Origin of the sequence: Thiocapsa bogorovii, assembly GCF_021228795.1 — a bacterium.
GTDB classification, from domain to species: domain Bacteria; phylum Pseudomonadota; class Gammaproteobacteria; order Chromatiales; family Chromatiaceae; genus Thiocapsa; species Thiocapsa bogorovii.
Map to the genome: position 1 here is coordinate 5583366 of NZ_CP089309.1, position 24672 is coordinate 5608037.

31 protein-coding genes are annotated in these 24672 nt (G+C 63.2%); 8 read left to right on the forward strand and 23 right to left on the reverse strand.

Going from position 1 to position 24672, the window contains the following annotated elements; translation table 11 throughout:
* Nucleotides 1-16 precede the first annotated feature (16 nt).
* The 3 genes from LT988_RS24810 to LT988_RS24820 are packed head-to-tail and all read left to right on the forward strand — an operon-like array spanning nucleotide 17 to nucleotide 2541.
* The gene (locus LT988_RS24810; protein WP_232407220.1) at nucleotides 17-1462 is read left to right on the forward strand and encodes a DDE-type integrase/transposase/recombinase; all 1446 of its coding nucleotides are present in this window, start codon (nucleotides 17-19) and stop codon (nucleotides 1460-1462) included.
* Nucleotides 1459-2304, forward strand: coding sequence for an ExeA family protein (locus tag LT988_RS24815; protein WP_232407221.1), 846 nt, complete (start codon nucleotides 1459-1461; stop codon nucleotides 2302-2304). The genes LT988_RS24810 and LT988_RS24815 overlap by 4 nt, the downstream gene beginning before the upstream one ends.
* A gap of 18 nt (nucleotides 2305-2322) precedes the next feature.
* Complete coding sequence (locus tag LT988_RS24820; protein ID WP_232407222.1) at nucleotides 2323-2541, forward strand: hypothetical protein; 219 nt, start codon at nucleotides 2323-2325, stop codon at nucleotides 2539-2541.
* Nucleotides 2542-2741: 200 nt separating this feature from the next.
* Here the strand turns inward: LT988_RS24820 and LT988_RS24825 are convergent, their stop codons facing one another.
* The 5 genes from LT988_RS24825 to LT988_RS24845 all read right to left on the reverse strand — a co-directional run bounded on the left by LT988_RS24825 (nucleotide 2742) and on the right by LT988_RS24845 (nucleotide 6262).
* Nucleotides 2742-3620, reverse strand: a complete 879-nt coding sequence (locus LT988_RS24825; RefSeq protein ID WP_232408171.1) for an alpha/beta fold hydrolase — start codon at nucleotides 3618-3620, stop codon at nucleotides 2742-2744.
* A 142-nt stretch (nucleotides 3621-3762) separates the two neighbouring features.
* A complete protein-coding gene (gene galU / locus LT988_RS24830) occupies nucleotides 3763-4650 on the reverse strand; it encodes a UTP--glucose-1-phosphate uridylyltransferase GalU (protein ID WP_232410651.1) in 888 nt (295 codons plus the stop codon).
* Between the two features lie 549 nt (nucleotides 4651-5199).
* A complete protein-coding gene (locus LT988_RS24835) occupies nucleotides 5200-5625 on the reverse strand; it encodes a BON domain-containing protein (protein WP_232408172.1) in 426 nt (141 codons plus the stop codon).
* Between the two features lie 62 nt (nucleotides 5626-5687).
* Nucleotides 5688-5846: a DUF3309 family protein gene (locus tag LT988_RS24840; protein WP_232408173.1), complete on the reverse strand. Its 159-nt coding sequence runs from the start codon at nucleotides 5844-5846 to the stop codon at nucleotides 5688-5690.
* 218 nt (nucleotides 5847-6064) lie between these two features.
* Nucleotides 6065-6262 (reverse strand): CsbD family protein, encoded by a 198-nt coding sequence (locus tag LT988_RS24845; RefSeq protein WP_232408174.1) that lies wholly within the window; start codon nucleotides 6260-6262, stop codon nucleotides 6065-6067.
* A gap of 966 nt (nucleotides 6263-7228) precedes the next feature.
* Here LT988_RS24845 and ltrA point away from each other — a divergent pair.
* Nucleotides 7229-8563, forward strand: coding sequence for a group II intron reverse transcriptase/maturase (gene ltrA, locus LT988_RS24850; protein ID WP_232408175.1), 1335 nt, complete (start codon nucleotides 7229-7231; stop codon nucleotides 8561-8563).
* Nucleotides 8564-8708: 145 nt separating this feature from the next.
* Here ltrA and LT988_RS24855 read toward each other — a convergent pair whose 3' ends face one another.
* Nucleotides 8709-8957 (reverse strand): hypothetical protein, encoded by a 249-nt coding sequence (locus LT988_RS24855; RefSeq protein WP_232408176.1) that lies wholly within the window; start codon nucleotides 8955-8957, stop codon nucleotides 8709-8711.
* Between the two features lie 99 nt (nucleotides 8958-9056).
* Here LT988_RS24855 and LT988_RS24860 point away from each other — a divergent pair, with 99 nt between their 5' ends.
* On the forward strand, nucleotides 9057-9725 hold the full coding sequence (locus tag LT988_RS24860) for a L,D-transpeptidase (RefSeq protein WP_232408177.1): 669 nt from the start codon (nucleotides 9057-9059) through the stop codon (nucleotides 9723-9725).
* 105 nt (nucleotides 9726-9830) lie between these two features.
* On the opposite strand, the gene LT988_RS24865 is transcribed toward LT988_RS24860, so the two are convergent.
* A complete protein-coding gene (locus tag LT988_RS24865) occupies nucleotides 9831-10049 on the reverse strand; it encodes a hypothetical protein (protein WP_232408178.1) in 219 nt (72 codons plus the stop codon).
* A 331-nt stretch (nucleotides 10050-10380) separates the two neighbouring features.
* Here LT988_RS24865 and LT988_RS24870 point away from each other — a divergent pair, with 331 nt between their 5' ends.
* Genes LT988_RS24870 through LT988_RS24880 form a run of 3 tightly spaced genes read left to right on the forward strand, consistent with a single transcriptional unit; the run spans nucleotide 10381 to nucleotide 12122 of the window.
* Nucleotides 10381-11295 carry a recombinase family protein gene (locus LT988_RS24870; RefSeq protein ID WP_232408179.1) on the forward strand — a complete coding sequence of 305 codons (915 nt, stop codon included), beginning with the start codon at nucleotides 10381-10383 and terminating at the stop codon, nucleotides 11293-11295.
* Nucleotides 11289-11723: a zinc ribbon domain-containing protein gene (locus LT988_RS24875; protein WP_232408180.1), complete on the forward strand. Its 435-nt coding sequence runs from the start codon at nucleotides 11289-11291 to the stop codon at nucleotides 11721-11723. The genes LT988_RS24870 and LT988_RS24875 overlap by 7 nt, the downstream gene beginning before the upstream one ends.
* Before the next feature lie 27 nt (nucleotides 11724-11750).
* Nucleotides 11751-12122 (forward strand): hypothetical protein, encoded by a 372-nt coding sequence (locus tag LT988_RS24880; RefSeq protein WP_232408181.1) that lies wholly within the window; start codon nucleotides 11751-11753, stop codon nucleotides 12120-12122.
* A gap of 235 nt (nucleotides 12123-12357) precedes the next feature.
* On the opposite strand, the gene LT988_RS24885 is transcribed toward LT988_RS24880, so the two are convergent.
* From LT988_RS24885 to LT988_RS24960, 16 genes are all read right to left on the reverse strand, one after another.
* Nucleotides 12358-13161 (reverse strand): IS701 family transposase, encoded by an 804-nt coding sequence (locus tag LT988_RS24885; RefSeq protein WP_456300851.1) that lies wholly within the window; start codon nucleotides 13159-13161, stop codon nucleotides 12358-12360.
* A 164-nt stretch (nucleotides 13162-13325) separates the two neighbouring features.
* Nucleotides 13326-13799 (reverse strand): transposase, encoded by a 474-nt coding sequence (locus tag LT988_RS24890; protein WP_232408183.1) that lies wholly within the window; start codon nucleotides 13797-13799, stop codon nucleotides 13326-13328.
* 200 nt (nucleotides 13800-13999) lie between these two features.
* The gene (locus LT988_RS24895; RefSeq protein ID WP_269752084.1) at nucleotides 14000-14401 is read right to left on the reverse strand and encodes a type 1 glutamine amidotransferase domain-containing protein; all 402 of its coding nucleotides are present in this window, start codon (nucleotides 14399-14401) and stop codon (nucleotides 14000-14002) included.
* Nucleotides 14395-15345: an IS1595 family transposase gene (locus tag LT988_RS24900; protein WP_232406520.1), complete on the reverse strand. Its 951-nt coding sequence runs from the start codon at nucleotides 15343-15345 to the stop codon at nucleotides 14395-14397. The genes LT988_RS24895 and LT988_RS24900 overlap by 7 nt, the downstream gene beginning before the upstream one ends.
* Nucleotides 15299-15760 carry a type 1 glutamine amidotransferase family protein gene (locus tag LT988_RS24905; RefSeq protein WP_232408185.1) on the reverse strand — a complete coding sequence of 154 codons (462 nt, stop codon included), beginning with the start codon at nucleotides 15758-15760 and terminating at the stop codon, nucleotides 15299-15301. Before LT988_RS24905 ends, LT988_RS24900 begins: the two co-directional genes overlap by 47 nt.
* Nucleotides 15761-15777: 17 nt before the next feature.
* Nucleotides 15778-16815: an NADP-dependent oxidoreductase gene (locus LT988_RS24910; RefSeq protein WP_232408186.1), complete on the reverse strand. Its 1038-nt coding sequence runs from the start codon at nucleotides 16813-16815 to the stop codon at nucleotides 15778-15780.
* Between the two features lie 296 nt (nucleotides 16816-17111).
* Nucleotides 17112-17366, reverse strand: coding sequence for a DUF2254 family protein (locus LT988_RS24915; RefSeq protein ID WP_232408187.1), 255 nt, complete (start codon nucleotides 17364-17366; stop codon nucleotides 17112-17114).
* Between the two features lie 209 nt (nucleotides 17367-17575).
* Nucleotides 17576-17731: a hypothetical protein gene (locus LT988_RS24920; RefSeq protein WP_232408188.1), complete on the reverse strand. Its 156-nt coding sequence runs from the start codon at nucleotides 17729-17731 to the stop codon at nucleotides 17576-17578.
* Between the two features lie 276 nt (nucleotides 17732-18007).
* Nucleotides 18008-18322 carry a DUF1840 domain-containing protein gene (locus LT988_RS24925; RefSeq protein ID WP_232408189.1) on the reverse strand — a complete coding sequence of 105 codons (315 nt, stop codon included), beginning with the start codon at nucleotides 18320-18322 and terminating at the stop codon, nucleotides 18008-18010.
* A 30-nt stretch (nucleotides 18323-18352) separates the two neighbouring features.
* A complete protein-coding gene (locus LT988_RS24930) occupies nucleotides 18353-19297 on the reverse strand; it encodes a F0F1 ATP synthase subunit gamma (protein ID WP_232408190.1) in 945 nt (314 codons plus the stop codon).
* On the reverse strand, nucleotides 19294-19662 hold the full coding sequence (locus LT988_RS24935; protein ID WP_232408191.1) for an HPF/RaiA family ribosome-associated protein: 369 nt from the start codon (nucleotides 19660-19662) through the stop codon (nucleotides 19294-19296). The genes LT988_RS24930 and LT988_RS24935 overlap by 4 nt, the downstream gene beginning before the upstream one ends.
* Nucleotides 19663-19680: 18 nt before the next feature.
* Complete coding sequence (locus LT988_RS24940) at nucleotides 19681-21030, reverse strand: DUF2254 domain-containing protein (RefSeq protein WP_232408192.1); 1350 nt, start codon at nucleotides 21028-21030, stop codon at nucleotides 19681-19683.
* Nucleotides 21031-21120: 90 nt separating this feature from the next.
* On the reverse strand, nucleotides 21121-22695 hold the full coding sequence (locus LT988_RS24945; RefSeq protein ID WP_232408193.1) for an alternate F1F0 ATPase, F1 subunit alpha: 1575 nt from the start codon (nucleotides 22693-22695) through the stop codon (nucleotides 21121-21123).
* Nucleotides 22696-22894: 199 nt separating this feature from the next.
* Nucleotides 22895-23464, reverse strand: a complete 570-nt coding sequence (locus LT988_RS24950) for a four helix bundle suffix domain-containing protein (RefSeq protein ID WP_232408194.1) — start codon at nucleotides 23462-23464, stop codon at nucleotides 22895-22897.
* A gap of 141 nt (nucleotides 23465-23605) precedes the next feature.
* Nucleotides 23606-24382, reverse strand: a complete 777-nt coding sequence (locus LT988_RS24955; protein ID WP_232408195.1) for a F0F1 ATP synthase subunit delta — start codon at nucleotides 24380-24382, stop codon at nucleotides 23606-23608.
* A gap of 3 nt (nucleotides 24383-24385) precedes the next feature.
* The gene (locus LT988_RS24960; RefSeq protein ID WP_232408196.1) at nucleotides 24386-24667 is read right to left on the reverse strand and encodes a F0F1 ATP synthase subunit C; all 282 of its coding nucleotides are present in this window, start codon (nucleotides 24665-24667) and stop codon (nucleotides 24386-24388) included.
* Nucleotides 24668-24672: the final 5 nt, after the last annotated feature.

Consider the following 24672-nt stretch of genomic DNA (forward strand, 5'->3'; position numbering starts at 1 on the left):
TGGCCGGGAGACCCCTATGCCGACCCCCGTGGAGGTTCCGCAACGCGAGCGTTGGGCCCGCGTGCGCTTTGCGATCATCGGACCCTTGCTCGCCGCCCCGCCGTCGGACGGCGAGTTGCAGGCGGCACTCGCCGCCTTGGCCGCCAAGACCTGGCGCCATCCCGTCACCGGCCTGGATGTTCGGTTCGGTGTGTCGACCCTCGAGCGCTGGTACTACGCCGCGCGCGCCGCGCCCGATCCGGTGGCGGTGCTGCGCAATCGCGTGCGCGCCGATCGCGGGGCCTTCCCGAGCGTGCTGCCCGCCGCCCGCGAGGCCCTGCAGGCGCAGTACCGCGATCATCCCGGCTGGACCGCCCAGCTGCATCGCGACAACCTGGCCGCGACCCTCGCCGGCACCGCCACCCCGGTGCCGTCCTATCCGAGCGTGCGGCGCTACTTGAAGGCCCACGGGATGGTGCGCCGCGCCACCCCCAAGCGCGACACCGCCGGCGCGCTGGCCGCGCGCGATCGCCTGGAGCAGCGCGAGGTGCGCAGCTTCGAGGTCGAGCACGTCTCGGCGCTCTGGCACCTGGATTTCCATCACGGCTCGCGCAAGGTGCTCACGGCGGCCGGAACCTGGCTCACGCCGTTGCTGTTCGGGGTCATCGACGATCGCTCGCGCTTGGTCTGTCACCTGCAGTGGTACACCAACGAGACCGCCGAGGTGCTGGTGCACGGGCTGTCGCAGGCGTTCATGAAGCGCGGCCTGCCGCGCGCCCTGATGACCGACAACGGCGCGGCGATGCTGGCCGAGGAGACGACCGCCGGATTGGCCCGTCTGGGCGTCCTGCATCAGACCACCTTGCCCTATTCGCCCTATCAGAACGCCAAGCAGGAGGCCTTTTGGGGCCGCGTGGAAGGCCGCCTGATGGCGATGCTCGAAGGCGAGTCCGGGCTCACGCTGCAGGCCCTCAACCACGCCACCCAGGCCTGGGTCGAGCAGGAGTATCACCGCAGCACCCATTCGGAATTGGCCACTACGCCGCTGGCGCGCTATCTGGAGGGCCCGACCGTGGCGCGCCCCTGCCCGGACGCCGCCGCCTTGCGCGCGGCCTTCCGCATCGAGGTCGCACGACGCCAACGCCGGGCCGACGGCACCGTCAGCCTGGCCGGCATCCGCCTGGAAATCCCCGCACGCTACCGCGCCCTGGAGACGGTGCATCTGCGTTACGCGCGCTGGGATCTGGCCCATGTCGATCTGGTGGATCCGCACAGCGGTGCGATCTTGAGCCCCCTGCGTCCGCTGGATAAGGCCGCCAATGCCGGGGAGGCCCGCCGTGCGCTGGTGCCCGGCGCACCGGTGCCGCAACCGAGCACACCGAGCGGGATGGCGCCGCTGCTGCGCCAGCTCCTCGAGACCCATGCCGCGACCGGCTTGCCGCCGGCCTATCTGCCCCTGAACACCGCCGAGGACACCCGATGAATGCGCGACTGCTCGCCCTCTACGGCCTGAAATGGCATCCCTTCTCCTCGGAGCTGCCGATCGAGGCGCTCTACATCCCCCCGCGCGTGGAACACTTCCTGTGGCGCATCGAACAGGCGCAGATCCGCGAAGGCGGGTTTGCGATGATCCACGGCGAACCGGGCACCGGCAAAAGCGTCGTGCTGCGTCTGCTCGCCGAGCGTCTCGCCCGGCTCCCGGATCTGAGCGTCGGCGCCATCGATCATCCGCAAAGCAGCCTCGGGGATTTCTACCGCGAGCTCGGCGAGCTGTTCGCCGTGCCGCTGCGTCCGCACAACCGCTGGGGCGGTTTCAAGGCGCTGCGTGCCACCTGGCTCGGCCATCTGCAGACCACCCGCCGGCGCGCCGTGCTGCTCGTGGACGAGGCCCAGGAGATGAGCCCCGCCGTGCTCAACGAGCTGCGCCTGCTCGCCAGCGCCCGCTTCGACTCCCAACCGCTGCTGTGCGTCGTCCTCGCCGGGGATACCCGCCTCACCGATCACCTGCGCCGCGAGGAGCTGCTGCCCCTGGGCTCGCGCATCCGCACCCGTCTGGCCACCGAGCATGCGCGCCGCGAGGAGCTGCTCGCCTGCCTGCAACACCTGTGCGCCAGCGCCGGCAACGCCGCCCTCATGAGCGAGCCCCTGCAACACACCCTCTGCGACCACGCCGCCGGCAACTACCGCATCCTCACCACCCTGGCCGCCGAGTTGCTCGCCGTCGCCGCCCAAACCGAGCGCCCCCACCTCGACGAGGCGCTCTTCCTCGAGGTCTTCACCCCGCCCACCACCGCCACCCCGCGGCGGGCCGCCCTGCCACGTTGACCGACTCGGAGCACCACCATGCCGCAGCCCGACACCACCCTGCAGCCATTCTTCTGGCCACCCCTGTCCGATGACGCGGTCCTCGCCATCCGGGAGGTCCTCTTCCGACTGACCGATCAGTTCGAGACCCGCTACGCCTCCCAAATCCGCGATGCCGAACGCGACGACAACCGGCCTCGCGACCACCAACCGGACCTGTTCGACGGACCGGATTTCGACGATCCCCTGTTGTTCTGAGTCCCGTCACCGCGCTTGATCCACCTCGCGCCGCCGGCCCATACCCCGGCCGCGCGAGACCGCGGGAGCGCTTCGCCGACCCCCATCACGCAACTTGATCACGCCACCATCAAAATCGCTGACCGCACTCAGGAGGCGGGCTACAAAATGGTTGGCCGCTGGCGAGCCTTATGGGGTTGGTCGGGCGGCCGTGCCGAGCATCACCTCGACCCGGTCGCCGTGGCGTCGGCGGGTTTGGACACCAGCTCCGACAGCAGCAGCCCGTCCTGCGGGCTGAGCTCGTGACCGCCGGCCACCACCCGGATGCTGGCCCGGCCATTCAGAGCGGGCACCCGGCGGAGATCCTGACTGGGTGCCGGCACGACCTGGTCGCCCGGCAGCCCGTATGCGGTCCCACGGACCACGGCGACGTAAACGATGTCAGGGTGCTGGCGACCATTGAGCCAGTACAGCAGGTTGCCGGGCGCCGGTGGGGCGAGGTCCGCGAGGACCCCGCGCGAAGACTGGACGGTGCGATACAGGTCGTCTCCCACCTTGCGCTTGACGAACCAGCGCTTGATCCCGCCGAGCAGCCCGCTGTCGTCGGTCGCATCCAGCGCCTCGGAGGCGCGCTCGGTACCCAGGTGGGGGGCGGCGATGGTGACCAGCCGGGTCACCGTGCCCGCGCCGTAGTTCACCAGTGCGAGCCGGGCCACGACGCCGCCGGCCGAATGCCCGATGAGGTCGACCGTGTCCGTCGGGTGCCGTTGCGCGATCGCGCCCAGCATCCCACCGAGAAGGCGCGCCTGCTCCATCAGCGGTGCGGTGGAGGGCAGGTCGACCGTGTATATCGCGAATCTCCCTGCGGGTAGCCCGACCGGCTCCAGCCGGACCCCGGACGGTGTGGACTGCCAGTTGCCGGCACGTTTCCAACCAGCCTGCGCCAACACCGGCAGAACTCCGCTTTGCAGCCAGGAAGCAGAGTCTCCGAGATAGCCGTGCACCAGCACCAGGATCCGCGCGGCGCCGGCGGGGCCGGCAAACACCAGTCCCAGCGAGCAAAACAGGGCCAGCCACCACCGACCGCGCGGGAGCCTCATGCGATTTCCTCCCAGTTGGTCAGGCCGCCAATGCCTTCGACCTCGATGCTGACCCGGTCCCCGGCCACAAGGAACACCGGAGGTTGGCGCGGGAAACCCACCCCGACAGCTCAAATGACTTTAAATTTCGGGGGACTCACGCCTAAGTTAGCTCAAGCGTTTTGAGAAACTCCGCAAACGGCCCTTTCAGATCGGGATGTTTCAAGCTCTGCTTTACCGTAGCGGAGAGATAGCCGAGCTTTGAGCCGCAGTCGTAGCGTTTACCTTCGAACTCGTATGCAAGCACGGTCTCATCCTCCAACAACATGGCGATCGCATCGGTCAACTGAATCTCGTCACCCGCCCCCCGCGGAATGTTCTCCAGTTTATCGAAAATGGCTGGCGTCAAAATGTAACGCCCGATCACCGCCAAATTGGAAGGCGCTTGGCCCGCTTTGGGCTTTTCAACGATCGCATCGACCAAACTTAAACGATCATTGATAACAGAAGCAGCGACAATGCCGTAATCTCCGGTTTCCGAGGGCTGTACTGTCTGAACGCCGAGCACCGTGCATTGCCGGTCCTCGAACACGGTCATCATTTGAGCAAGGCAACTCGATCGCCCGGCATCGATCATGTCGTCAGCCAGGAGAACTGCGAAAGGCTCATCGCCAATGACCGCCTTGGCGCAGGCCACGGCATGACCGAGGCCCAAAGCCTCGGCCTGTCGGATGTATACGCACGTAACATGAGGGGGTACGATGTTCCGGACAGTGGCCAGATCATCCCCCGCGCCGCGACTGGTTAACTCGGACTCCAATTCATAGGCCTTGTCAAAATGGTCCAATATAGCGCCCTTACTCCGTCCGACGATGAACACCATCACATCGATACCGGCCGCCACGGCTTCCTCGACGACGTATTGAACGAGCGGCTTGTCCACAACCGGCAGCATTTCCTTGGGACTCACCTTGGTTGCCGGCAAGAAGCGGGTGCCTAGGCCGGCAACGGGGAATTCCGCCTTCCTGACGACCTGTTTTCTCTCGGTCACGCAATGTTCCCGGGGCCGGTGACCCGCGGAGGACGTTTCCAGGATGTCAAGCTCCTTGGCAACCCGCCGCTTTTGCAAGGATGTCAATCGTCCCAACTGGGTGAGCAGCCCCTGGAATTCTTCTGTGTTCATCAAGCCCCCGCTAGATCTCTGAGGTTCCTGAGGTTCTGAGGTTCTGAGGTTGGGTTAACCGGATAGTGCGAAAGACGCTGTCCGGAGAACCTGTGCCCGCCTAAATGAAACGCCGTTCGGCTGTTCGGCACGAGAGAGATCCATCGGAAGCACTTCAAGGACGCGATGGCATGCCGGATTACCAATTTCAGGGAATCCTTCTCGATCAAAAGCGTCTCTTAGGCCGCCAAGTCGACGATTTTTCAGCGCATCCGGTTGATTTCATGAATAACATCCATGGCATTCTTAAAGGTGCTTTCGGTCTGATCCGGGCAGCCGAACCTGAGTTTCGGTGCCTGTGTCTGAGCGTGCGGGCGTCCCTGCCCGGTTCCGATGTACCGCCGGCACCCTTGAGTGCCGTCCGGAAATGTCCAGCACCTATTCGACAACCAGGTTGTTCTCCACCGATGTCACACCCTGGTTTTTTCGTGCCACCTCCGCCGCCCGCTCGAGACTGAGCTGTGAATCGACGGTCCCGTTCAGTGTCACCACGCCGTCGGTGGTGGTCACCTCAATCTGCAAGACCTTCAGTGCCGGCTCCGCAAGGATTTCAGCCTTGATCTTGGCGGTGATCGCCGAGTCTTGCAGATAGTTCTTGGCTGTTTCGGCCTTCTCGTCCATGGACTCCTTGGTCGCCTCGAGCTGATTCCCCATTCGCTCAGCGGTCTGATCCATCTTGCGGCCGGCCTCCTCGGCGCCGTCCTCCTTGTCACAGCCAGCCAGTCCGAGACTGGCCGACAGGCAGGCGGCGACAACAAGGATTCCTGACACGGTCAGGGAGGTGTGAGCATTCTTCTTTCGCATGGATGAGTCCTCAGTGGGTTCGTTGGGAGTCGCGGCGAAGCACGGCCAACATGTCACCGTGCTTAGATTCTGCCAAGCAAGAACAGGATCAGCACGACGACCAGGATGAGGCCGATCACGCCGCTCGGCGCATAACCCCAACCACGGCTATGCGGCCAGGTCGGAATGACACCTACCAGGATGAGAATCAGAACGACGAGTAAGATGGTACCGAGTGACATGGTCGTACTCCCATTCGCGAACACGCGTTAAACGAACTGCCATTCCAGGATGGGACGACGTTGTGATTGGAATGGTCGCTCACCTGGATCGATGTCGGATGTGTCGGATGAATGCCAAGAGCCGTTGAGCGATCACCTTCGACAAACTCCAGACAGGTCGATTTCCAGCAGCGAGACCGCCTGTCTAGACGCCTTTATACGCCTCGGTAAAGCGCGTCTTAGCTGTCTTTCTTGATCTCCGCCGCAACATCCTTGATCTCCGCCTCGACATCACCGACGCCCGCCTGGATCTTGCCTGCATCCTTTTGGAGCTTTCCTTCGACTTCCAGCTCTTCGTTGCCGATGACATGACCGGTGACTTCTTTCACCTTGCCTTTGGCCTCTTCGTACCGACCCTTGATCTGTTGTTTGTTCATGTGTCTGTCCTGTCGATAAATGGAGCCATCAACCCGGCGCGGAATGTGATTTCCCGACGCTTGAGGCGAAGAATGCGCGCACGATTGATGGCCGTCTGTTCGGAAACGTACATAGAGGAAACATTTTCTTTTGTGCCCTGCCGAACCGACGGCTCCGGACGCTTCGGTCACGCTCTCGGTGGAGCGAGATGCAACGACGCTCACGTGACGGCGGTCGGCTTGGCCGCGGGTCGGCAAAGTGAGTCCTGATCCTAATCCTGCAGAGGCATCCTCGATGAGCCAATGCGAAAGCGTTTTCGGGGCTTCGGCCCCCGACCGACTCACTCGCCTGATTCAGAAGCGGGTCTTCGGCGACCGCGTCGAAATCCAGTCGGAAATTCGCCGGTGTGGCGGTCGCACCGATCGCCTTGGCGCCGAAGAGCGGGCGGTGAAAGTTCGGCAAATTCCGGGGACAGTGCGGCCTGGCAAGGCCGCGTGTTCTAGCGGGTGGAACTCCCGCCTGGGTAATCGCTAGCCACGAGCCCGGTATCGAGCCTTGCGGCGCGGCTGGTAACAGCCGCGTCGATGCGTAGGCACGACAGCAGGCGAGGTGCAAAGGTAACGGGTGGAGCCGACCTTGAAGGTGTTGAGCCCCGAAACATTTGGTCGGGAGTGCCGACGGGTTTGTCCCTCCGGCAGGCAACAGTCCGTGTCGCGTCATGGCGAGTGGCACGGGTACTCCCCGGGTCCGAGGCCGTATCGAGCCTGACATCGAGAGCACGCGGTAACCAGGGAGATCCGTGTATCGGTCCGTCGGAGGCGGGCACCCGCGAACAAGTGTCAAAAGCGAGGACGCGGGCAGCGATGCGCGGAAGTCGGAGCCACCTATAGTAGCGTTGATACCCGGTAATGCGGGCGGAGCGAAGGGGTGGCGGTTTGAGACAACGCAAGAGTGAAACACGGCCCTACACCGAGAGGACTCTGACCGTGACCAGCAAGCTTGAGCGTTTCACACTGATGGCGCGCGCGGAACCGCACACGCGGTTCACGTCCCTGATGGGCATGTTGTTTGACCCGGAGGGGTTGCGCGAAAGCTTCGAGCGCCAGGACGGACGCAAGGCGCCCGGAGTCGACGGGGTTAGGAAGGACGACTATGCAGTGGGTCTGGACGCGCGTCTGGAGGATCTGTCGGCACGGATTCGCCGTCTGGGGTACCGGCCGTTGCCGGTGCGGCGCACCTACATCCCGAAAGGGGACGGCCGTTATCGGCCGTTGGGGGTGCCGAGCTTCGAGGACCGCCTGGTCCAAGATCGCCTCGGCCGCATCCTTCAGGCCATTTGGGAGCCGGAGTTTCGGGACTGCTCGTTCGGGTTTCGGCCGGGTCGCAGCGCGCACGATGCGCTGCGCCGGGTGGCCGAGGTCATCACCAACGGGCGCACGCAGTGGGTGGTGGAGGCGGACATCAAAGGCTTCTTTGATCATCTGTCACACTCCCACCTCATGGACTTCCTGGAGCACCGCATCGGCGATCCCAATCTGTTGCGGATCGTGCGGCGGTTCCTGAAGGCCGGCATCATGGAGGACGGCGCGCTCACGGCCAGTGAAGAGGGCGCCCCGCAAGGGGGTCTGGTCTCGCCCGTGCTGAGCAATATCTACCTGCACTACGTCCTCGACCTCTGGTTCGAGAAACGGTTTGCGGTGACGTGCACGGGAAGGGCGTACCTGATTCGCTACGCCGACGACTACGTGGCCTGCTTCGAGTACGAAGGCGATGCACGGGCCTTTCTCACCGAGATGACCGCACGGCTGGCGCAGTTCGACCTGGAGGTCGAGCCGAGCAAAACGGCGCTGCTGCGTTTCGGCAGCGACCAGCTGGGTCGGACGCGGGCGGAGACGCCCGGACCGCGTACCTTCAGCTTCCTCGGCTTCACTCACTGTGTCGGGAAGAGCCGGCGGGGGCGCTTTGTTGTCGGGCGTAAGAGCGACGGCAAGCGGGTCGGCAAGAAGCTCAAGCTCCTGAGCGAGCGTCTGCGGGGGTTGCGGGCGCGAGGCGGGCGGGCGATGGTGGCGTACCTGATCCGGCATCTGCGCGGACACATCCAGTATTACGGTGTGAGCGGCAATAGCCGGGGCGTATCGGGTTACCTTTACGCCGCAACGGGCCTGTTGTTCAAATGGCTCAACCGGCGCAGCCAACGTCGCTCGTTGACCTGGAAGCGCTTCTACGCGGTCATCAAGCCCATGCTCCCGACGGCGCGGATCATTCACGACCTCTACCCCGTTCCTTGGTGGAAGACTCAAGCTGGGAGCCGGATGGTGTAACACTCCAAGTCCGGTTCTGCGAGGAGCCGGGAACAAACCGTCGTATGGCCGAGATCATGTGGCACCGCCGGGAAACCAGGCGGCAAACAGAGAACACAAACATCAGCCTAACCGACGGTGAGGACCCGGCTTACTCTCCGGTGACCTAACGCTGTTCCGGCGGCTCGAAGAGCTCCAGGGTGTGACCGTCCCGCTGCCGCGGCTTCGGTCTTGGTTGTTGTCGCTTAAGTGCGCGCTGGAGGCGTTGCTCCAGCGCTTCGACAAAGGCGTCCGGACCGAGCGGCCGGCGGGTGCTGGCATGCGCGTGCAGCAAGCCGCCGATGTCCGAACCGTCAGGCTCGCCGATGAATCGATCCCAGTCAGATCTCAACGCGAGCAGCGGACATGCCATCACGAGTTGATCGTCCGCTCCCGTCAAAGGCGTCACCATTTAGCTGACCCGATTTGCGCGCAGCCTCGACTCCCAGCATGCTTGCACTCGAATATGACCCGCATGGCTCTATGCCTGTGCCTTGGTTTGTTGGGTGCCGGTTGCGGCCCTCGCCTGGCAACGAAGGCGGACAATGTCGCTCATGTGCCCAACCCGATGCTCAATGCAAACTACTCTGAAGACGCAGAGGTCCCGTTCGTTATGGAACCAAAAACGGCGAAGGCAGATGGTTCCAGGCAGGCCAACTTTGAGTCAGAGAGCGCATCGCGCCGGACACGGGATATGGCAGATTGGGTGGTCAGTTCAAGGGACAATCTCAACCAGCCGTTCGCGATTGTCGATAAAGTAAACGCCAAGGTCTATGTATTCGGCGTGGACGGACGGCTACACGGAGCAGCGCCCGTGCTGCTTGGACTCGCGCAAGGTGATCACTCCGTCCCCGGCATTGGTAACATGCGGCTATCACGAATTCCCTCAACGGAGCGTACGACGCCGGCGGGTCGTTTCGTGACGTCAATGGGCCGCAATTCCCATGGTAAGGAAATACTTTGGCTGGACTACGAAAATGCCATCTCCATGCATCCGGTCATTACAAGCAACCCCAAAGAGCGCCGGGCGGAGCGCCTGGAGACTCCAACGCCGCTTGATAACCGTATCTCGTTTGGCTGCATCAATGTTCCCGTGAACTTCTTCAAGAAAGTGATATACAGCAAGTTTTCCGGGACGGTTTGAAGCCTTTTCCAGGCGACACTTGGAAATCCTTTGGATCGATTTCAGTCTTCATGATTTATGAGTTGTTCCCGCGTTGTCATAAGAGACTGAAGTTTGTCGTTTTCCTCAGGCAACCAGCCCCATGACTGCAGCGATGAGGGGATTTCGGGTGCCGTGGCCGGGATCGTCGCAGTCGACCCCGAAACCCACGTCGGCGAGATCATGGGCGAGCGCTCGGCGCACATCGGCGAAGGCATATTCGGTCCGGCGCGCGGCGGCGTATCGCCGCGCGGGGGCCTGTTCCAAACTGGCCGCGTAGATCCAGGTGATGGTGGTCGCCACCATACAGAAGTGCAGATGGTTGGTGACGGCATCGGGGTTGCGCGTCTGTGTCTGGGCACTGCCGATCTACTGCTTGATTTCTCTGAATCCGGCTTCGATACCCCATCACGAAAACCGCCATAGATGCGTTTTTGACAACCCCCGAAACGTCACCAATACTGGATTGTAGGGCGTTGTTGGAACTTGCGAAATGGCTGGATCACCGGCATGACGCGCAAGGCTCCGATCGATTGGAGCACACTGCCGCCGCGGCAGCGAGAGCGCCTGATTGTCCTGCTGAGTCGCTTGGTCGAACATCGGCTGAGCGCGACCGGGACGGCAGAGGAGAACGCCGATGAGCACCGTCCTCTCGCCCGTGTACCGTGCGCCGATCAACCCGACGTACGGCAAGATCCAGTCCTCGCATCTGCAGCGCCAGGCCGTGGTCTATGTGCGCCAATCGACGCTGCAGCAAGTGGAGCGCCACCAGGAGTCGACCCGGCTGCAGTACGCCTTGGTGGATCGGGCGGTGGAGCTGGGCTGGTCGCCCTCGCAGATCCTCCTGATCGATGAGGATCTGGGCCGTTCCGGTGCCAGTGCCGAGGGTCGGCCCGGCTTTCAGCGGCTGATGGCCGAAGTCGGTCTGGATCATGTCGGCATCGTCCTCGGCATCGAGATCTCGCGTTTGGCGCGCAGCTCGCGGGACTGGTATCAATTGCTCGAGGTCTGCGGACTGTTTGCGACCCTGATCGGGGATGCCGACGGGGTCTATGATCCGCAGACCTACAACGACCGATTGCTGTTGGGGCTGAAGGGGACGATGTCGGAAGCGGAGCTGCATATCCTCAAGCAGCGCATGCTCGAGGGCAAGCGCGCGAAGGCGCGCCGCGGAGAGCTGCACACGCTGCTGCCGCGCGGCTACGTCCGCGCGCCGTCCGGAGAGGTGCTCAAGGATCCGGACGCGCAGGTTCGGGGCGTGATCGAGACGGTGTTTCGGCAGTTCCAACGGTGCGGCACGATCAATGGGGTTCTGCGTTATCTGGTGGACCATCACATCCAATTGCCCGATCGCGTGCGCAGCGGTCCGCGCACCGGCGAGCTCGACTGGCGTCGCCCCAACCGCGTGACGCTGAGCAATCTGCTGCGCAACCCCATCTACGCCGGTGCCTACGTCTACGGGCGTCGCCCCACTGATCCGCGCCGCCGTCAGCCCGGACGCCCCTCGACCGGGGGCGCACGGTCGCGCCGCCGCAGCAGTGGGAGGTGCTGATCAAGGATCACCTGCCGGCCTCTATCGATTGGGACCAATACGAGCGGAATCTGCGCCAGCTCGCGGCCAATACCGCCCAAGCCGGCGGCGTGGTCCGTGCGGGTCCCTCGTTGTTGTCGGGTCGTCTGATCTGCGGTCGCTGCGGTCTGGCCATGGCCACGCAGTACACCAACAGCGGATCCGGATTGCGCTACACCTGCAGCCGCGAGGCGGTCGACGACGGGGCGCCGCTGTGTCAATCGCTCGCCGGTGCGCCCCTGGATGCGCTGATCGGCCGGTTGGTCTTGGAGGCGCTGCAGCCGGCCGCGTTGGAGATCAGTCTGCAGGTCGCCGACGACCTCCAAGCCGAACGCGCGCGCTGGCACGCCCACTGGCAACAGCGCCTGGAGCGCGCCCATTACGCCGCCGCGCGTGCCGAGCGACAGTAGCGCGCGGTCGAGCCGGAGAATCGGCTGGTGGCGCGCACCCTGGAACAGGATTGGGAGGCAGCCCTGGCCGCGGAGGATCAGCTCAAGGCCGAGTATGCGCGTTGCATGGCGAGCGAGCCGACCGCGTTGTCGGCCGAGGAGCGCGCGCGGATCCGCCGACTCGCCGGCGACCTTCCCGCCCTCTGGAACGCCGAGACCACCGGCAACGACGAGCGCCAAGCCATCGTGCGACTGCTCGTGGAGCGAGTCATCGTCACGGTCGTCGACGACAGCGAGCAGGTCGCCGTGGAGGTGCACTGGATCGGCGGTCACCGCACCCGGGCACGCCTGACCCGCCCGGTCGCGCGCCTGGAGCAGCTCAGCACCTATCCCGAGCTGGCGGCGCGTGTTCTATGCTGACATCAAGAGGGGCAGACCTGTGCGCAGATCGCGCGGCAACTCAATGCCGAGCGGTGGCATCCGGCCAAACGGCGGCAGACCTTCAACGCCGCGATGGTCGCCAATCTGCTCGCCCGCCAAGGCGTCTCGGCGGGTTCGTCGACGCGCCGACAAGCACCTTGGGTCGATCGGCAGGCCGACGAATGGAGCTTACGCGAGTTGGCGCTGGAACTGGACATGCCGGCGGTCACGCTGTTCAGCTGGCTGCGTAAAGGCGTGCTGCAGGCCCGCCGCGTCGAGCGGGGCGGTCACCGCCAATGGTTGATTCGGGCCGACGGCGCCGAGATCGAGCGCCTGCGTGCCCTGCGCAGCGTCCCCCGCCGCTGGGCGCGGCATCTCCGCGTCGGGAGCGACGATCCCTCCTTCGACCCTGCCTGAGTGATTTATGGAGGCACCATGTCTGGTCAATCTCGATTTTCCAGCGCGCGCCGTAGATTTCGATGATTTGCGCAACCGTCAGGGTCAGGTCCGTGGTCACCAGCGCGATCCATTGGGTGCGTCTGTAGACCCAGACCACGCGCACCCGGCAGCGCAGGGTCTTGAGCATCACCATCTGCTCGGCGGCCACCACGTCGCGAACCCGCCCGTAGAGGTTGAGCGAATAGGTCCCCGCGGTGGCCCGCAGCGCGGTCTGCATCGCCTTGACACTGCCGAGGCGCTCACCGTACTTGCGGGGTCGTCCGGCCCGTCCCGGCGCGGCCACCGGCAGATCATGGAGCACCGCGTTCACGCGCAGGCGCGCGAGCAGATGGGCACGGGAGCCGAGCGCCCGGCGCAACGGCTTGAGCAAACCGTTGTTGCCGAACCAGCTGTCGGTGACCACCAGAATCGGCGCCCGCGGGAAGACCCCGGCGAGGCTCCGGATCAGGCGCACGGCCTGGGTGAACTTGCTCTCGAAGGTCAGCGCCCGAGCGCGGATGCGCACGCAGCGCAGCGCCAGGGTCGCCTTGCGCAGGTAAAAGGCGAAGGCCAACGGCAGGCAGCACCAGCGCCCGTGAATGACCCGGCATTATGTAGCAAACGCACATATTTACAGATCAATGGGTTACGCGGCGATGCGCGGAAATTCAATGTCATGCGGGTCGGGTGGTCGCCGGGATCTAACGGATTTCGGAGACAACTCGGCTGCAGGGGCTGGCTAAGAACCGCAAGGTTGCGCCCAAGTCATTGAATAGATAGCCATGTGCGTTTGCTACATAATGCCGGAATGACCTTCAGCAGCCCGACCGTGACGATCGTCTGCGCCCACACAAAGCGGCTTTGATTGGTCTTGGCGGCATGGTCGAAGCTGCGCTGGCAGGCGAACACCTTGGTGCCGGTCTTCGGATTGATCGAGTCGTCCAGCACCAGCACCAAACGCCCGTCGGTGAGGGGGTCGGGGATCGCCCGCCAGAGCACCGCCCAGACCCGCGTCCACGGCAGCTTCACCGAGGCCATGAAGGTGTAGTACTTCGCCTCGCCGATCACCACGCCGAAGAGCGTGGCGATGGTGCGCAGCAGGTTGGAGGTGCGCGAGGCGGTGATCGGCAGCACGATGGCCTGCAGCGTGAGAATGAACCAGCGGGCGCGTTCTCGGCCGTGATCGGAGTTCGGAAAAAGGCTCTGGAATTGGGTGGCGAGTACGGGTAGGATCGGCATCGAATGCAGCTCGTATTGGGTTTCTAATCATTGACTTAAGCACCTTTGATTATACGCCGAAGCGAGCCTGCATTCATCTTCAACCGCTTGATTATTCTTCGATTCGTCCGCGCTCCTCATTCCCGTTTGATCATCGCCGCAGCAAGGTTGTTTATCAATAAGCTTTCACTAATATGCGCGCCTATTCGTGGTTGCTTATATTATGATATGGCTGCATCGAAGTGAGAAACTTCAGATAAGAGATTGAGCATCTCTTTTACGGCAGATTCTGAAGACGCAGGATTCTGTCCGGTCACGAGCTTGCCATCAACGACCACATAAGCACCCCAATCCGGACCTTTTTCATAGAGTCCTCCTTTGGCTTTGAGCATGTCTTCGACAAGAAACGGAACAATGTTCGTGAGGCCTACGCCTTCTTCCTCCGTATTCGTAAAGCTGGTCACGCGGCGGCCCGAAACCAAAGACTTTCCGTCCGCCCCTTTCGTGTGCTTGAAGATCGCCGGCGCGTGACACACCGCGGCGACAGGACGATCATCTGCAACGAAAAGTTCGATCATGCGCTGGCTGTCTGCGTTCTCAGCAAGATCCCACCTGATTACCAATGAGCCTCAGCCAACTTGAGCAGACGGTAGGGCATGGGCGGGGTTCGCGCGGCCGCAATGCCGAGGCGCGGCAGCATGGCCGCCAGGTCGAAGCGGCGATTGAACCGGTAGCAGAACTCCGCGAGGTAGCGCGGCAGATGTTGGGAGCTGGCCTTATGATAGGTGCCCCTCATCGCGGTCTTCACGTTGCCGAGGATGGTGTTGACCCACTTGCGCTCGGGCAACTCGACGCCGCCGGCGCCGCTGCCGGTCACCATGGCCTGGTGCTCGATGCCGGCATCCGCGATTCCGCGAAAGCAGGCGAGGCCGTCGCTGACGACGATGCTGTCGGGATGAATGAATTTGGCGGCCCAGTGCGCCAACTCGGTCTTGCGGAATCCTGCAACCACGCTCATGCGCAGCGCGATCGGGTGGCCCTTGTCGTTCTTGGCCACGGCGGCAACGAAGGGGGTCTTGTTGGGCGAGCCGCGTCCGGGGGTGCCGCCATGAACCTCGCCGCCCCAGTAGACGTCGTCGATCTCGATTACCCCGCTCAGTTGGCGATCGGCGTCGCGTTCGAGCATGACCTGCAGGAGCTTGTGCTTGACCTTCCAGGCCGTGGGGTAGGACACCCCGAGATGGCGCTTGAGTTCAAGCGCGGAGATGGCGTTTTTCTGTTGCGTGAGAAGATACATGGCGAGAAACCAGACGGTCAGGGGCAGCTTGGTGTAGGCGAAGATCGTCCCGGCGGTCAACGAGGTCTGGTGGTGGCAGTGCCTGCACTGCATCAGCTCGCGCGTGCGCAGCGCCGTGAAGTCCTCGGCATGTCCGCACTCAGGGCAGACGAAGCCCGCCGGCCAGCGCCAGCCGAACAGAGCGTCGGCGCACTGCTCCTCGGTGCCGTACTGCGCAAGAAAGTCAGGCAAACTCAGACCCTTCTGAAACTGGATGAGGTTCTTGGCCATGGTGCAGACTCCCGGTGGTGGTCACGGCACCAGTGTGCGACCGCCGGTGGCTCAAAACGTGAGCCTGCGGAGTCTCGTTGGTAATCAGGAGATCCCATAGCGGGCCATGCCCACCTGGGAAAAAGATCGCATCAAATCCGTCGGCATCGATCTCCCCCAGCTTTGTCGTGTTTGCCAGTGCATTCTGGGCGCCATCGTCCTTTTTGAATCGCTCCGTTGCCGCGGTTTGAGCATCGGGAACATCACTCTGCGGATCGAGAGGTGGTTTCCCGCCTGCCGGAGACGCCAGTGTGATGTGCGCCCCGGCATCAAGCAGGACGTAATAGGGAGCCGCAAATTCTTCGAGCCAGAAGCCAGTCTTTTTGCCAGTGTCACCCAAGTTTTCGTGCGACGTTAGAATGATGAGAATTTTCATAGCGTTTTGTGGCTCGTTTATTTTGAAGGGCCGACGCGAATCACGCATTTTCCGAAATTTTTACCATTCAGCATACCAATAAAGGCCGCTGGTGCTTGCTCCAATCCATCAATGATCTCCTCGCGGTAGTGGATTTTTCCAGCCTTTAGCCAGCGACTCATCTCCTCTGCGAATTCAGGATACAAGGACCCGAAATCTTCGAAGATGATGAAGCCACGCATGGTGATCCGCTTGCGCAATATCTGCCCCATCAGGTAACCCAATCGATCAGGACCTTCAGGGAGGCTTGTGGCGTTGTATTGCGAGACCAGGCCGCACACCGGCACGCGCGCCCCGGTATTGAGTTGAGGGAGAACAGCGTCAAAGACCTTGCCGCCAACACTCTCGAAATAGACATCGATTCCTTCAGGAGTTGCATCGACCAACTCTTTGCTGAAGTCGGAAGATCGATGATCAAGACACACATCCAACCCAAGCGTCTTCACCGCGTATTCACATTTCTCCCCGCCACCTGCGATGCCGATCACCTTGCATCCGAGAATCTTTCCAATCTGCCCGACGGTGGCGCCCACTGGCCCGGTTGCGGCTGCGACGACGAGAGTCTCTCCCGCTATCGGCTTGCCGATCTTCGTGAGACCGGCCCATGCCGTGAATCCAGGCATGCCTGTCACACCCAAAGCCCAAGACGGATGCTCCGGATCACGGCCCAGGGAAGTCACCCCTTCTCCGTTCGATAGGGCGTAATCCTGCCAGCCGTTTGCGCTGAGAACCCAGTCTCCTTTCTTGAAACCATCGAGTTTGGATATTTCTACCTGCGCGACGGTTCCCCCAACCATCACCTCGCCAATGTTGACCGGAGGTGCATAGGACGGAGCATCGCTCATCCGCCCACGCATGTAGGGATCAAGCGAAAGGAATTCCGTGCGAAGCAACATTTCACCCGCTTGGGGCGAAGGGACATCTTCTGTCTGGAGCGTCAATGTACTCTCTGTCGGGACCCCTTTGGGTCGCTCTGAAAGAACGAGGCGGCGGTTTGTTTTGTTCGTTTGCTTCATGATGACGGTTCTTGTCTGTGTTGATTTGGGTTCCAGAAATCGCGGTCGCGTTCCAGTTTTTGAGCGACATGCCAACGATTGCACTCGGTTATCTGCACCCTATGCCGAACGGACCGCGTCTTCAGTGCGCTAGCGAACTTAAGAAGGTGACCGCGCCATTTGTCACCGGTGGGCGGTCAGGGCGCGGCAGCCGCCCGCCGACCCTGTTTCAGTCCTGGTTGGTCCGAACGAACAAGACCGGCGCCGCCAGCAGGGCTTCGCGCACCCGTATCAGCCGGTTCGTGAGCCGGTCGTGGTCATGCGGGGACGCGATGCTGCGCTCGGCCGAGAAAGACGCCGAGTACCCACTGATTGACGCGGTCGCGCATGAAGTTGCGAATGACGCGCGAGGTGTACTGACTGGAGGTCAGCGAGAGGGCCACGAGGGTGATCGAGAACACCACCCCGGCCACCGTGATCATGGAGCTGGCAACGGTGGTCAGCAGACCGCGGGCGCCGGCCGCGCCGGAGCCGAAGAGCAGCGGCCAGCTGCAGATCGACGCCGGTGTCAAGGGTGATCGGGAGGATCGCCAGTACCACGGCGTCCACCACCATCATGGCGGGGACGAACCAGAAGCTCTACCGCATCGCTCGCCACCCATGCCGGAGTCTCATGATCATGATCGGCGACCCCTCCGTAATACTGATCCGCGCGTCGATCCCGTTGATGGACTGCTTCGATCAAAGGCTCATGCGTTTCATGGTCAAAACCCTCATCGGTTCAGAGCTGTTTCTGCTTATGGATCATCACGGTCGCCACGCACAGCGCGGAGACCACACCGAGGACCGGAATCGCAAGAACCGGCATCGCGATCGGCGCGAACAGCAGCAGCCCGACGATCAGCCAGAGCGCAAGGAGTATCCGCGATGACGTCATCCCGATGAGGCGGAGCGTCTGCGCTTCAGCGGCAATAGGTCAACGCGCACGCGTGTGTCGTTGCGACTAACACGCGGCCTGGAATTGTACGCCGCCGGCACGGCCCTCGTGCTCGATCTGCTCGATGAGATCGGGCGGCTCCGATCACGCCTTCGGCACCTCCGCGGCGACCGAGCGTCGGGCCGCGCGAGCCGCTCGATCGCGATGGCGTCGGTCGTCCGCTGTGCGGCCCTCGCGCTCGACTTCGGTGCTCGGCCGCTGGCCGAGGCTACCCGATCAGACGTCCCACATCACATTTTCGTGCTCCGCGGCGGCGGCGGTGAGCAGCTCGATCAGGGGTAATGCCCGATGGGCGAGGCTGATTTGCCCGCCTTCCTCCTCATCATTCGCTGGGCCGTTGGTCGGATCCAGGGGCTCGTCGGGTTGCGCCTGGACCGCCGCCTTCAGATGCGCCAGGGCAGCCGGCACATCGTCGGCCATGAGGGCGCCGGGCACGCTTCCGCTATGCCCCATCCGTTCGAGCAATGCGATGGCGACATCGCCGAACATCGTGATGCTGGCGTAGGCCTTGGTTTTGAATGTGATCAACATGGTTGTTTCACTCCTGTCTTGATGAGGCGGTCATCGGCGTTGCTCTGACCGCCGCGGTCCGGCGAGTGCCTCGAAGCCGGCGATGACATCGAACAGCTCCTCGTCGATGCCGCTCTGGCGCAGTCGATGGAAGGTCTCGTTCAGTGTCTCGAGCAAGTCTTCGATGTTCTTGTCCGCGCGCTGCATCGCGGCGAGTCGGCTGGCGTTCTCGCTGGCGAGGGATTCGGCGCAGGCCCGAAAGAGCGAGACGAATAGATACTCGCGGATGAGCGCCCGCAGGGTCCCGGTTTCGCCCCCAGAGTAGCCCCCGATGACCTCGGGCAGGTTGTTCGTCGGCCAGGGGGCTTCGGCCAGCGAGCGCCGCCAGGCATCGTCCAACGGCAGCAGTCGCTGATCGACGGGCGTATAGACCGCTGCGGAGGTGGGTCTGTTGTAAAAGAGGTGGAGCGCGCTGAATTCGCCCTGACGCTGGTGCGCCTCGGTCTCCACCAGAATCTCTCCGACCAGCGGGGTGATGCCCGCGACCGAGCTCGGCACATTGAAGAGACCGACCACAGGCAACCCAGCGTCCGCCAAACGCGCCTGCACGCGCTCGCCGACCGCCCAGACTCGCAACTGGCTCCGTGATTGATCCCACGGCGAATCAGTCAGCCCTTGCAGCGTCTGCACCGCATGATCGGCCACCAGATCGTTGAACTGGCCCACCAGTCCCTGATCCGAGCCGAAGACGACCGCGCCGGTCACGCCCGCATCCGCGCCTTTGGCTGCGCCAATCAGCGCGTCCGCGTTGCCGATGTCCCGGAAGCAGACGCTCAAACCCAGCTCCACGGTGCGCGCATAGTCGCCCAACGCGCTGACCGATTGTTCATACTGGACGATACTCGACGCCGCCAGCGACTTCATGGTGCGGACGACGGATTGGAGGTCGCCGGCGCTCTTGAGCTTGTGGCGCAGGCCGGCTGTGGTGTCGCTCACAGGTCGTCCGGCGGTGTCGCCTCCGTCGGGAGCGGTTCGGCTTGGCGACGTCGCTGATCGCGCTGCCGCCCGATGATGCTGTCGATGGCGCCGGTCAACTTCTCCGCGGCACCGTTGACGGCCTGATCCATGGTCGCGGCTTGGTGCGTCACGGCGATCGGCTGGCGGCCTTCGAGGCGGGCTTCCATCACACATTGCTGGTCGTGCTGGCCGCTCCTGTCGCCGTTCTCGTCGCTGAGATGGACCACCACTCGCGTGATGCCATCGCTGACTCGACTCAGCGCCTGCTCCACGACGCCACTGGCCCACGCGGCCAGCCGCTCGTGCCCTTCAATATGGCGATCTGTATTGATTTGGATCTGCATGTGGTTCTCCTCACTATGTCAGTGCTGGTTCGTCCGGACAATCGATAACGGCTCCGCGACCAGGGCTTGGCGAACCCGCACCAGCCGATGCGTGAGCCGGTCGCGGTCATGCGGCGAGGCAATGCTGCGCTCGGCTGCCTCGGCGATCTCATCGACTTTTTGTCGGAGCACCCAGCGCCGGTTCGGGCTGGCGGTCTGGCCGGCGATGGTTTGCAGCGCGCCAAGCAGCCGCAGCAGGATGGCCACATTGCCTTCGGCGTTCTGCCGGATCTGATCGAAGGCCTCGCTCATTAGGCCCTCGAAGCTTGGGCCGCGGGCAATGACCCGCAGTTCACCCTCTTCAAACGCGTGCGGAGTCCCGATCCGGCGCGCCGCCAGCCGAGTCAGGATCGCCGCCAGATAGTCCACGCACATCACCGCGGTCGTGGTGTCGTTGATGCCGGGCGACAGGGCCTTCATGGCGACGTCCACGACCTGGCGGATACCGAAGGCGACATCCTGTTCCACCGTCCGCTGGGGACTGATGACGAAGACCGCGTTCAGTCTGGCCGTCGTCGCCTCGTCCAGCTCACCCGGATCGATCAGCGAGACCAAGGGTGTATCCGAGACGACGAATTCGCCGACGCCATGCTCCATCCGCAGGATGGTCTCCAGTGTCCGGGCGACGTCCAGCAGCGCGTCCATGTCGAGACTCTCGATGTAGCCGGTCTTGCCGGCCGGGACGGCCGACCAGGGCTGCCCGGCGAGCGCACGCGTCAGGGTGTCGTCCGCACCTTCGCCGTTATCGTCTCCCAACGCCTCGGGAAACAGATGATCCACGGCCGCGAGGGTCTCCTGCGCGGCCGTGGCAACGATGCTCGACGCCTGGATGGAGGTTGCAATGTGATGGATGAAGTGGATCAGGACCGCGATCCCGACGAAGGCGAGCAGCAGTCCGGTCAGCACCGCCAGCGTCGGGACAAAGGCCCCTTCGTCAGCCTCGCGAATCGTTCGCAGGACCACCAGGCAGTAGGCGAAAATGCCGAGGAAGACGCCGAGCACCCACTGATTTACGCGGTCGCGCATGAAGTTGCGAATGACCCGCGAGGTGTACTGACTGGAGGTCAGCGAGAGGGCCACGAGGGTGATCGAGAACACCACCCCGGCCACCGTGATCATGGAGCTGGCAACGGTCGTGAGCAGACCACGGGCGCCGGCCGCACCGGCGCCGAAAAGCAGCGGCCAGCGCGCGACCAGATGCAGATCAACGCTCGTGTCCACGGTGATCAGGAGGATCGCCAGCACCACGGTATCCACCACCATCAGGGCGGGGACGAACCAGAAGCTCGACCGCATCGATTGCCACCCATGGCGGAGTTTCGTGATCATGCTCTGCGATCCTTATCGTGATGTCGCTGGCGCGTGCCCCTGCGGCTTTAAGCTTAGCCTGGATTCCGTCGCCATCCAGCCGCGCTAATCTTACACCTCGGGCTCGGGCTCGGGCTCGGGCTCGGGCTCGGGCTCGGAGTCAGGCTGGGACTGGAACCCGGCGAGCGCCCCGCGCCCGATCTCGACGATGGTTTGACGATCCGTCTCGCTCAAGGCATCGGCGCTCACCAACCGCTCGCTGACGTCCTCCGGGATTGTCGTCGCCGCCTCCTGCAACGCCTGCTCGGCCTCAGGCATCCGCTCGAGCGGCACCGCGTCGAAGAGCCCGGCGGTCAGGGCCAGCAGGATGGTGATCTGCGCGGGCATCGATACCGGGGCGAATTCCGGCTGCTTGAGGCAGGCGCGGATGCGCCGCCCATGCGCGATGCGGCCCTGGGTGTCTTCATCCACGCGGGCACCGAAGCGGGCAAAGGTCTCGAGCTCCTCGAACTGTGCGTAAGCGAGCTTCAGATCGCCCGCCACCGCGCGGTAGGCCGCCCTCTGTGCCTTCCCGCCGACGCGCGAGACGGATTGCCCGACATCGACCGCGGGCAGCACGCCCAATTCGAACAGCGACGGCGAGAGGTAGATCTGCCCGTCGGTAATGGAGATGAGGTTGGTTGGAATGTAGGCGGAGATGTTTTGTGCCTCGGTCTCGATGACAGGCAGTGCGGTGAGCGAGCCCCCGCCGAGCTCTTCCCGCAGGTGCGTGGCGCGCTCCAGCAGGCGCGAGTGGATGTAGAAGATATCGCCGGGGAAGGCCTCGCGACCGGGCGGGCGGCGCAGCAACAGCGACAGCTCGCGATAGGCGCGGGCATGGTGGGTGAGGTCGTCATAGACGATCAGCACGTCGCGGCCTTGTTCCATGAAATGCTCGGCGATGCTGGTCGCGGCATAGGGGGCGATATAGGTGAGCCCCGGCGCGTCGTTGCCCTCGGTCACGACCGCCAAGGTGTAGTCCAGCGCACCCTGTTGCCGGAACGTCGCCAGCGTTTTGGCGATGGCGGACGCCCGCTGGCCGATGGCGCAATAGACACACACGACATCCTTGCCGCGCTGGTTGAGGATGGTGTCGATCGCGATAGCGGTCTTGCCCGTTTGGCGGTCACCGAGGATCAGCTCGCGCTGGCCGCGTCCGATCGGGATGAGGGCGTCGATGACCTTGAGCCCGGTCTGCAGCGGAACGGTGACGGGCGCGCGGTCCATGATGGCCGCGGCGGGGCGCTCGATCGGCAGGCGCTTGCTGGTGGTCAGCGGACCCAGGCCATCGAGCGGTCGGCCGAGTGGATCGATGACGCGCCCCAGTAGAGCGTCTCCAACGGCCACGTCCATGACTCGGCCCGTGCGCTCCACCGTATCGCCGGCGTGTAATTGCCAATAATCGCCGAGCACGACCACGCCGATCTCGTCCGGATCCAGGTTGAAGGCGATGCCGAACACCTCACCGGGAAACGCGAGCAGCTCCTCGAAGCCGACGCCGGGTAGACCGGCGACCTTGGCAATGCCGGTGGAGACGGTGGCGATGGTGCCGATCTCGTGTGGCTTGAGTTGAGGCACAAAGGCGTCTCTTGCCCGGCTGATGGCGGCGAAGGTCTGGTCGAATAGGGGCTGGAGGGTTGCTGGCATGGGTTAGGGCTCTTGGGGACTTCAAGGACTAATAGGACTTCAAGGACATCAAGGACTGCAAAGAAAAGACTTCAAGGACCTCAAGGACCACAAAGACAACTGAGCCAAGCGGTCCTTGAAGTCCTTGAAGTCTTTGTTGTCCTTTCTTTGTTGTCCTTGGAGTCTTTGTGGTCCTTAAAGTCTTTAAAGTCCTCAAATCTCACCGCCCCCTCCCTCGCTGCCGATCGCGCTCAGTCAAGCGTGCCCTGGTCATCCGCTCACGCATCCCGCCTTGCTCGACAAACGCGGCCTCGAGCGACTGAATCTGCCGACTCAAGAGCAGGCTCGTGACCCGAATCAACCCGATGACGACGTTGGCGCAGATGGCCGGCTCCGGATGCTCGATACCTTTGCGAAAGGTCTCGTAAGTCGCGCCGGGAATGCGGTTCAGCTCACGCAGCCGAAGCGCGTAAGGGTGCTCCTTGGGCCACTCCTCAATCCCGCGCACGCGCAGGAAGTCGCGATAGTCGGCCAGCAGCTCTTCCAGGCTGGCACGGGCGACATTGGTCAGCTTGATCTCCATTTCCTTAGAGGTACCGGATGCCATGCTGCCCTCGATGATGTTCTGTTTGCCGGATCGGGCGGCCTGCACCATCTGGTCGTAGGTGCGGTCGCGCTTTTCAACGAATCGTTGACAGAAATGGACCGTAGCGTCGTAGACGATTTCGGCTTTTTGATGGGAGAGCAGGTTCCTGTAACCGCCGTGGGTTGGGATGAAGCCGGTGGGCATGGGGTTGCTCCTTGGTTTGTCGAGAGAAGGACTGCAAGGACTTCAGAGACTACAACGACAACTGAGCCAATCGGTCCTTGAAGTCCTTGATGTCTTTGCAGTCCTTAAAGTCTTTGTGGTCCTTGAAGTCTTTGAAGCCATTCAGTGTACACCCGCCCCACCCTGCAAATTCAGCAGATCCCCAACCTCCTGCTCCAACGACCTCAGATAATCCGCAATGCTCCAGCCGACCTGTTGACCATTCACGGTCAACTCGATCCCGCCGACCAGATCCGGCCCAGCTTCAAACTGGACCGGAGCCTCGGTTTCAAATGTGCTGTTGAGCGCCGTTTGGATCGTCGCACGTTGCGCGGGCGGCAGCTCAAATGCACTGCGTACACGCACCGGCTCTGACGTCGTCTTCAGCGCCTCGGCGAGCACTGCGTGCGCCTCGCCCTCCAGCGCCCCCAGGCGCTCGATCAATACCTCAACCAGACGCTCTTCCAGACTCGCCCCGGCGAGATCGCTCAGCGTCTTGCGCGCGATCGCGAAGACTTCCTGCTGCGTCCGGTGCAGGAGGGCCTGATTGACTTGATCGGCCTCCTGTCGCAACGCGTCCTGCCGCTTGGCACGCAAGGCGTCGGCGGCCTGCCGGGCCTCATCGAGCAGACGCCGGCGTTCGGTCTTCGCCTCGTCCATGGCGTGCGCAAAGAGTGCCGTGCGCTGCTGGTCAAATTCTTGGTTCTTGTGCTGGAAGGTCTCGCGCTCCTGCCGGGCCTCGGCGCGTTTGGCGTCGGCGTCCGCCAGCTCCGCGGCGATCCGCTGCTCGCGCGCGTCGATGGCGTCGAGGATGGGGCGATAAAGAAAACGCTTCAGCAACCACACCAGGACGACAAAGTTGATCACCTGCGCGCCGACGGTGAACCAGTCGATGAGCATGGCCTACTTCCCGGCGACCTGGGCGATGGCGAGGTTCCAGAAGGGGTTTGCGAAGATGAGGATCATCGAGACCACGAAGCAGTAGATGGCCGTGGACTCGATCATCGCCAGACCCACGAACAGGGTACGGGTGATGGTGGCCGAGGCGTCGGGCTGCTGCGCCAGTGCCGTCAGCGCGGTCGCCACCGCTCGGCCTTCCGAGAGCGCCGGTCCCATGGTGCCGAAGCCTGTGGTGAGGCCGGCGATGACGATCGACGACACCGCGATCAAGGTCAAGCTATCCATGATAA

Coding starts and splice junctions, on each gene's coding strand:
- LT988_RS24810 (WP_232407220.1), top strand. CDS start 17: ATGCCGACCCCCGTGGAGGTTCCGCAACGCGAGCGTTGGGCCCGCGTG.
- LT988_RS24815 (WP_232407221.1), top strand. CDS start 1,459: ATGAATGCGCGACTGCTCGCCCTCTACGGCCTGAAATGGCATCCCTTC.
- LT988_RS24820 (WP_232407222.1), top strand. CDS start 2,323: ATGCCGCAGCCCGACACCACCCTGCAGCCATTCTTCTGGCCACCCCTG.
- LT988_RS24825 (WP_232408171.1), bottom strand. CDS start 3,620: ATGAGGCTCCCGCGCGGTCGGTGGTGGCTGGCCCTGTTTTGCTCGCTG.
- LT988_RS24835 (WP_232408172.1), bottom strand. CDS start 5,625: ATGCGAAAGAAGAATGCTCACACCTCCCTGACCGTGTCAGGAATCCTT.
- LT988_RS24840 (WP_232408173.1), bottom strand. CDS start 5,846: ATGTCACTCGGTACCATCTTACTCGTCGTTCTGATTCTCATCCTGGTA.
- LT988_RS24845 (WP_232408174.1), bottom strand. CDS start 6,262: ATGAACAAACAACAGATCAAGGGTCGGTACGAAGAGGCCAAAGGCAAG.
- LT988_RS24860 (WP_232408177.1), top strand. CDS start 9,057: ATGGCTCTATGCCTGTGCCTTGGTTTGTTGGGTGCCGGTTGCGGCCCT.
- LT988_RS24865 (WP_232408178.1), bottom strand. CDS start 10,049: ATGGTGGCGACCACCATCACCTGGATCTACGCGGCCAGTTTGGAACAG.
- LT988_RS24870 (WP_232408179.1), top strand. CDS start 10,381: ATGAGCACCGTCCTCTCGCCCGTGTACCGTGCGCCGATCAACCCGACG.
- LT988_RS24890 (WP_232408183.1), bottom strand. CDS start 13,799: ATGCCGATCCTACCCGTACTCGCCACCCAATTCCAGAGCCTTTTTCCG.
- LT988_RS24900 (WP_232406520.1), bottom strand. CDS start 15,345: ATGGCCAAGAACCTCATCCAGTTTCAGAAGGGTCTGAGTTTGCCTGAC.
- LT988_RS24905 (WP_232408185.1), bottom strand. CDS start 15,760: ATGAAAATTCTCATCATTCTAACGTCGCACGAAAACTTGGGTGACACT.
- LT988_RS24910 (WP_232408186.1), bottom strand. CDS start 16,815: ATGAAGCAAACGAACAAAACAAACCGCCGCCTCGTTCTTTCAGAGCGA.
- LT988_RS24920 (WP_232408188.1), bottom strand. CDS start 17,731: ATGACGTCATCGCGGATACTCCTTGCGCTCTGGCTGATCGTCGGGCTG.
- LT988_RS24925 (WP_232408189.1), bottom strand. CDS start 18,322: ATGTTGATCACATTCAAAACCAAGGCCTACGCCAGCATCACGATGTTC.
- LT988_RS24935 (WP_232408191.1), bottom strand. CDS start 19,662: ATGCAGATCCAAATCAATACAGATCGCCATATTGAAGGGCACGAGCGG.
- LT988_RS24940 (WP_232408192.1), bottom strand. CDS start 21,030: ATGATCACGAAACTCCGCCATGGGTGGCAATCGATGCGGTCGAGCTTC.
- LT988_RS24945 (WP_232408193.1), bottom strand. CDS start 22,695: ATGCCAGCAACCCTCCAGCCCCTATTCGACCAGACCTTCGCCGCCATC.
- LT988_RS24950 (WP_232408194.1), bottom strand. CDS start 23,464: ATGCCCACCGGCTTCATCCCAACCCACGGCGGTTACAGGAACCTGCTC.
- LT988_RS24955 (WP_232408195.1), bottom strand. CDS start 24,382: ATGCTCATCGACTGGTTCACCGTCGGCGCGCAGGTGATCAACTTTGTC.
- LT988_RS24960 (WP_232408196.1), bottom strand. CDS start 24,667: ATGGATAGCTTGACCTTGATCGCGGTGTCGTCGATCGTCATCGCCGGC.